The organism is Streptomyces sp. NPDC002690, from assembly GCF_053592415.1.
In genome coordinates this window covers 1-3,537 of sequence record NZ_JBSFVR010000541.1, presented here as the reverse complement: position 1 = coordinate 3,537, position 3,537 = coordinate 1, and the positions used below count along the sequence as shown (strand labels likewise).

The 3,537-nt window shown below is 63.7% G+C and carries 10 protein-coding genes; all 10 read left to right on the top strand.

The window, feature by feature from the left end; translation table 11 throughout:
- The coding region (locus ACWD3D_RS34875; RefSeq protein WP_451464695.1) for a ribosomal protein L16 at positions 1-125 on the top strand (125 nt) is incomplete at its 5' end.
- Positions 125-349, top strand: a complete 225-nt coding sequence (gene rpmC / locus ACWD3D_RS34870; protein ID WP_275493826.1) for a 50S ribosomal protein L29 — start codon at positions 125-127, stop codon at positions 347-349. The genes ACWD3D_RS34875 and rpmC, both read left to right, overlap by 1 nt.
- Positions 349-633, top strand: a complete 285-nt coding sequence (gene rpsQ, locus ACWD3D_RS34865; protein ID WP_275493827.1) for a 30S ribosomal protein S17 — start codon at positions 349-351, stop codon at positions 631-633. Before rpmC ends, rpsQ begins: the two co-directional genes overlap by 1 nt.
- A 108-nt stretch (positions 634-741) precedes the next feature.
- Positions 742-1,110, top strand: a complete 369-nt coding sequence (gene rplN / locus ACWD3D_RS34860) for a 50S ribosomal protein L14 (RefSeq protein WP_003966950.1) — start codon at positions 742-744, stop codon at positions 1,108-1,110.
- A 2-nt stretch (positions 1,111-1,112) separates the two neighbouring features.
- Entirely contained in the window at positions 1,113-1,436 is a 324-nt protein-coding gene (gene rplX, locus ACWD3D_RS34855) for a 50S ribosomal protein L24 (protein WP_275493828.1), read from the top strand.
- Positions 1,436-1,993, top strand: coding sequence for a 50S ribosomal protein L5 (rplE, locus tag ACWD3D_RS34850; protein WP_387363480.1), 558 nt, complete (start codon positions 1,436-1,438; stop codon positions 1,991-1,993). The genes rplX and rplE overlap by 1 nt, the downstream gene beginning before the upstream one ends.
- A gap of 2 nt (positions 1,994-1,995) precedes the next feature.
- Positions 1,996-2,181 (top strand): type Z 30S ribosomal protein S14, encoded by a 186-nt coding sequence (locus ACWD3D_RS34845; protein WP_030368403.1) that lies wholly within the window; start codon positions 1,996-1,998, stop codon positions 2,179-2,181.
- 224 nt (positions 2,182-2,405) lie between these two features.
- Positions 2,406-2,804, top strand: a complete 399-nt coding sequence (gene rpsH, locus ACWD3D_RS34840) for a 30S ribosomal protein S8 (RefSeq protein ID WP_266705211.1) — start codon at positions 2,406-2,408, stop codon at positions 2,802-2,804.
- Between the two features lie 22 nt (positions 2,805-2,826).
- Positions 2,827-3,366, top strand: a complete 540-nt coding sequence (rplF, locus tag ACWD3D_RS34835; protein ID WP_327176185.1) for a 50S ribosomal protein L6 — start codon at positions 2,827-2,829, stop codon at positions 3,364-3,366.
- A gap of 2 nt (positions 3,367-3,368) precedes the next feature.
- A partial coding sequence (locus ACWD3D_RS34830; RefSeq protein WP_451464694.1) for a 50S ribosomal protein L18 occupies positions 3,369-3,537 on the top strand: 169 nt, incomplete at its 3' end.

Sequence of the window (3,537 nt, the reverse complement as noted above, 5' to 3'; positions counted from 1 at the left end):
CCGGTCGGGTGATGTTCGAGCTGTCCTACCCGAACGAGAAGATTGCTCGTGAGGCGCTTACCCGCGCTGCTCACAAGCTTCCGATGAAGTGCCGGATTGTTCGGCGCGAGGCAGGTGAGTCGTGATGTCGGTCGGTACCAAGGCGTCCGAGCTGCGCGAACTGGGCGACGAGGAGCTCCTCAACAAGCTCCGCGAGGCCAAGGAAGAGCTGTTCAACCTCCGCTTCCAGGCGGCAACTGGTCAGCTCGAGAACCACGGTCGGCTCAAGTCCGTCCGTAAGGACATCGCGCGGATCTACACCCTGATGCGTGAGCGCGAGCTGGGCATCGAAACGGTGGAGAGCGCCTGATGAGCGAGAAGACTGTGACTGAGACCAACACCGACCGCGGTTTCCGCAAGACCCGTGAGGGTCTGGTCGTCAGCGACAAGATGGACAAGACCGTCGTCGTCGCCGTCGAGGACCGCGTGAAGCACGCTCTGTACGGCAAGGTCATCCGCCGTACGAACAAGCTCAAGGCTCACGACGAGCAGAACACTGCCGGCGTCGGCGACCGCGTCATCATCATGGAGACGCGTCCGCTGTCCGCCTCGAAGCGGTGGCGCATCGTCGAGATCCTCGAGAAGGCCAAGTAATTCCTGAGGGGTTCCCCTCAGGTCGGTTCCGCCAGGCTCGGTGAGGGAGCTCCGTAATCCACTTACGGAGCTCCCCGCCGGGAACCGGCAGACGATCAGGAGATAGACGTGATCCAGCAGGAGTCGCGACTTCGCGTCGCCGACAACACGGGTGCGAAGGAAATCCTCACCATCCGTGTTCTCGGTGGTTCGGGTCGCCGCTACGCGGGCATCGGTGACGTCATCGTCGCCACCGTCAAGGACGCGATCCCCGGCGGTAACGTGAAGAAGGGTGACGTCGTCAAGGCGGTCATCGTTCGCACCGTCAAGGAGCGCCGTCGTCAGGATGGCTCGTACATCCGCTTCGACGAGAACGCAGCCGTCATTCTGAAGAACGACGGCGACCCCCGCGGCACCCGCATCTTCGGCCCGGTGGGCCGGGAGCTGCGCGAGAAGAAGTTCATGAAGATCATCTCGCTCGCGCCGGAGGTGCTGTAAGCATGAAGATCAAGAAGGGCGACCTGGTTCAGGTCATCACCGGTAAGGACAAGGGCAAGCAGGGCAAGGTCATCGTGGCCTACCCCGCTCAGGACCGCGTCCTCGTCGAGGGTGTCAACCGGGTCAAGAAGCACACCAAGGCCGGTCAGACGGCTCGCGGTTCGCAGACCGGCGGCATCGTCACCACTGAGGCCCCGATTCACGTCAGCAACGTTCAGCTGGTTGTGGAGAAGGACGGCAACAAGGTCGTCACCCGCGTCGGCTACCGCTTTGACGACGAGGGCAACAAGGTCCGCGTTGCCAAGCGGACTGGTGAGGACATCTGATGACTGCCACCACTTCGCCGCGTCTCAAGACGCGCTACCGCGAGGAAATCGCCGGCAAGCTGCGTGAGGAGTTCTCGTACGAGAACGTCATGCAGGTTCCCGGCCTGGTCAAGATCGTGGTCAACATGGGTGTGGGCGACGCCGCCCGCGACTCCAAGCTGATCGACGGCGCCGTGCGCGACCTCACCACGATCACCGGCCAGAAGCCTGCCGTTACCAAGGCCCGCAAGTCCATCGCGCAGTTCAAGCTGCGCGAGGGCCAGCCGATCGGCTGCCACGTCACCCTTCGTGGTGACCGGATGTGGGAGTTCCTGGACCGTACGCTGTCGCTCGCGCTGCCGCGTATCCGTGACTTCCGTGGCCTGTCGCCGAAGCAGTTCGACGGCCGTGGTAACTACACCTTCGGTCTCACGGAGCAGGTCATGTTCCACGAGATCGACCAGGACAAGATCGACCGGGTCCGGGGCATGGACATCACCGTGGTCACCACGGCGACCAACGACGACGAGGGTCGTGCCCTCCTTCGTCACCTCGGCTTCCCGTTCAAGGAGAACTGACCGTGGCGAAGAAGTCCCTGATCGCTAAGGCTGCCCGCAAGCCGAAGTTCGGCGTTCGCGCGTACACGCGTTGCCAGCGCTGCGGCCGCCCGCACTCCGTCTACCGCAAGTTCGGCCTGTGCCGCGTGTGCCTTCGTGAGATGGCTCACCGTGGCGAGCTGCCGGGCGTGACCAAGAGCTCCTGGTAATTTCCCCTCGCCCTTTGGGCGTTGGGATTACCCGGAGACTCTCGGTAAGCATCTGGTCGGCAGGAGCCCCTCCTTTCATGCCGTAGGCTAGAAGGGTTGGGCGCCTGCCGCCCTAGACCGACTTACTACGCCGTAGGTCCCCGCACCGCACCCGTCCCGCCACAGAGTGGGGAGAGGGATGGCGCATACAGGAAACCCCGGCGAGAGAGGCCGAAGGCCAACTCATGACCATGACTGATCCGATCGCAGACATGCTCACGCGTCTGCGTAACGCGAACTCGGCGTACCACGACTCCGTCGTGATGCCGCACAGCAAGATCAAGTCGCACATCGCGGAGATCCTCCAGCAGGAGGGCTTCATCACCGGCTGGAAGGTCGAGGACGCCGAGGTTGGCAAGAACCTCGTTCTCGACCTGAAGTTCGGTCCGAACCGCGAGCGCTCGATCGCCGGCATCAAGCGAATCTCGAAGCCGGGTCTGCGTGTATACGCAAAGTCCACCAACCTGCCGAAGGTCCTCGGCGGCCTGGGCGTGGCGATCATCTCCACGTCCCACGGTCTCCTGACCGGCCAGCAGGCCAGCAAGAAGGGCGTAGGTGGGGAAGTCCTCGCCTACGTCTGGTAGTCGGGAATCGGAGGAATAGCTCATGTCGCGAATCGGCAAGCTCCCCATCCAGGTTCCCGCCGGTGTGGACGTCACCATCGATGGCCGCACGGTCGCGGTGAAGGGCCCCAAGGGTTCCCTCACGCACACCGTTGCCGCGCCGATCGAGGTCACCAAGGGTGAGGACGGCGTTCTGAACGTCGTCCGCCCGAACGACGAGCGTCAGAACAAGGCCCTTCACGGCCTGTCCCGCACGCTGGTGGCGAACATGATCACCGGCGTGACCCAGGGATACAGCAAGGCGCTCGAAATCAGCGGTGTCGGTTACCGCGTCCAGGCGAAGGGCTCCAACCTGGAGTTCGCCCTGGGCTACAGCCACCCGATCCTCATCGAGGCTCCGGAAGGCATCACCTTCAAGGTCGAGTCGCCCACGAAGCTCAGCGTCGAGGGCATCGACAAGCAGAAGGTCGGCGAGGTAGCCGCCAACATCCGCAAGCTGCGGAAGCCCGACCCGTACAAGGCCAAGGGCGTCAAGTACGCGGGCGAGGTCATCCGCCGCAAGGTCGGAAAGGCTGGTAAGTAGCCATGGCATACGGCGTGAAGATCGCCAAGGGCGACGCGTACAAGCGCGCTGCCCGCAAGCGGCGCCACATCCGCGTCCGCAAGCACGTCTCCGGTTCGCCGGAGCGTCCCCGCCTCGTCGTGACGCGTTCCAACCGTCACATCGTGGCCCAGGTCATCGACGACATCGCGG

What these genes read in the sequence shown, in the direction of transcription:
- rplF (WP_327176185.1), top strand. Translation starts at nt 2,827, where the DNA reads ATGTCGCGAATCGGCAAGCTCCCCATCCAGGTTCCCGCCGGTGTGGAC.
- rpsH (WP_266705211.1), top strand. Translation starts at nt 2,406, where the DNA reads ATGACCATGACTGATCCGATCGCAGACATGCTCACGCGTCTGCGTAAC.
- rplX (WP_275493828.1), top strand. Translation starts at nt 1,113, where the DNA reads ATGAAGATCAAGAAGGGCGACCTGGTTCAGGTCATCACCGGTAAGGAC.
- rplE (WP_387363480.1), top strand. Translation starts at nt 1,436, where the DNA reads ATGACTGCCACCACTTCGCCGCGTCTCAAGACGCGCTACCGCGAGGAA.
- rpmC (WP_275493826.1), top strand. Translation starts at nt 125, where the DNA reads ATGTCGGTCGGTACCAAGGCGTCCGAGCTGCGCGAACTGGGCGACGAG.
- rpsQ (WP_275493827.1), top strand. Translation starts at nt 349, where the DNA reads ATGAGCGAGAAGACTGTGACTGAGACCAACACCGACCGCGGTTTCCGC.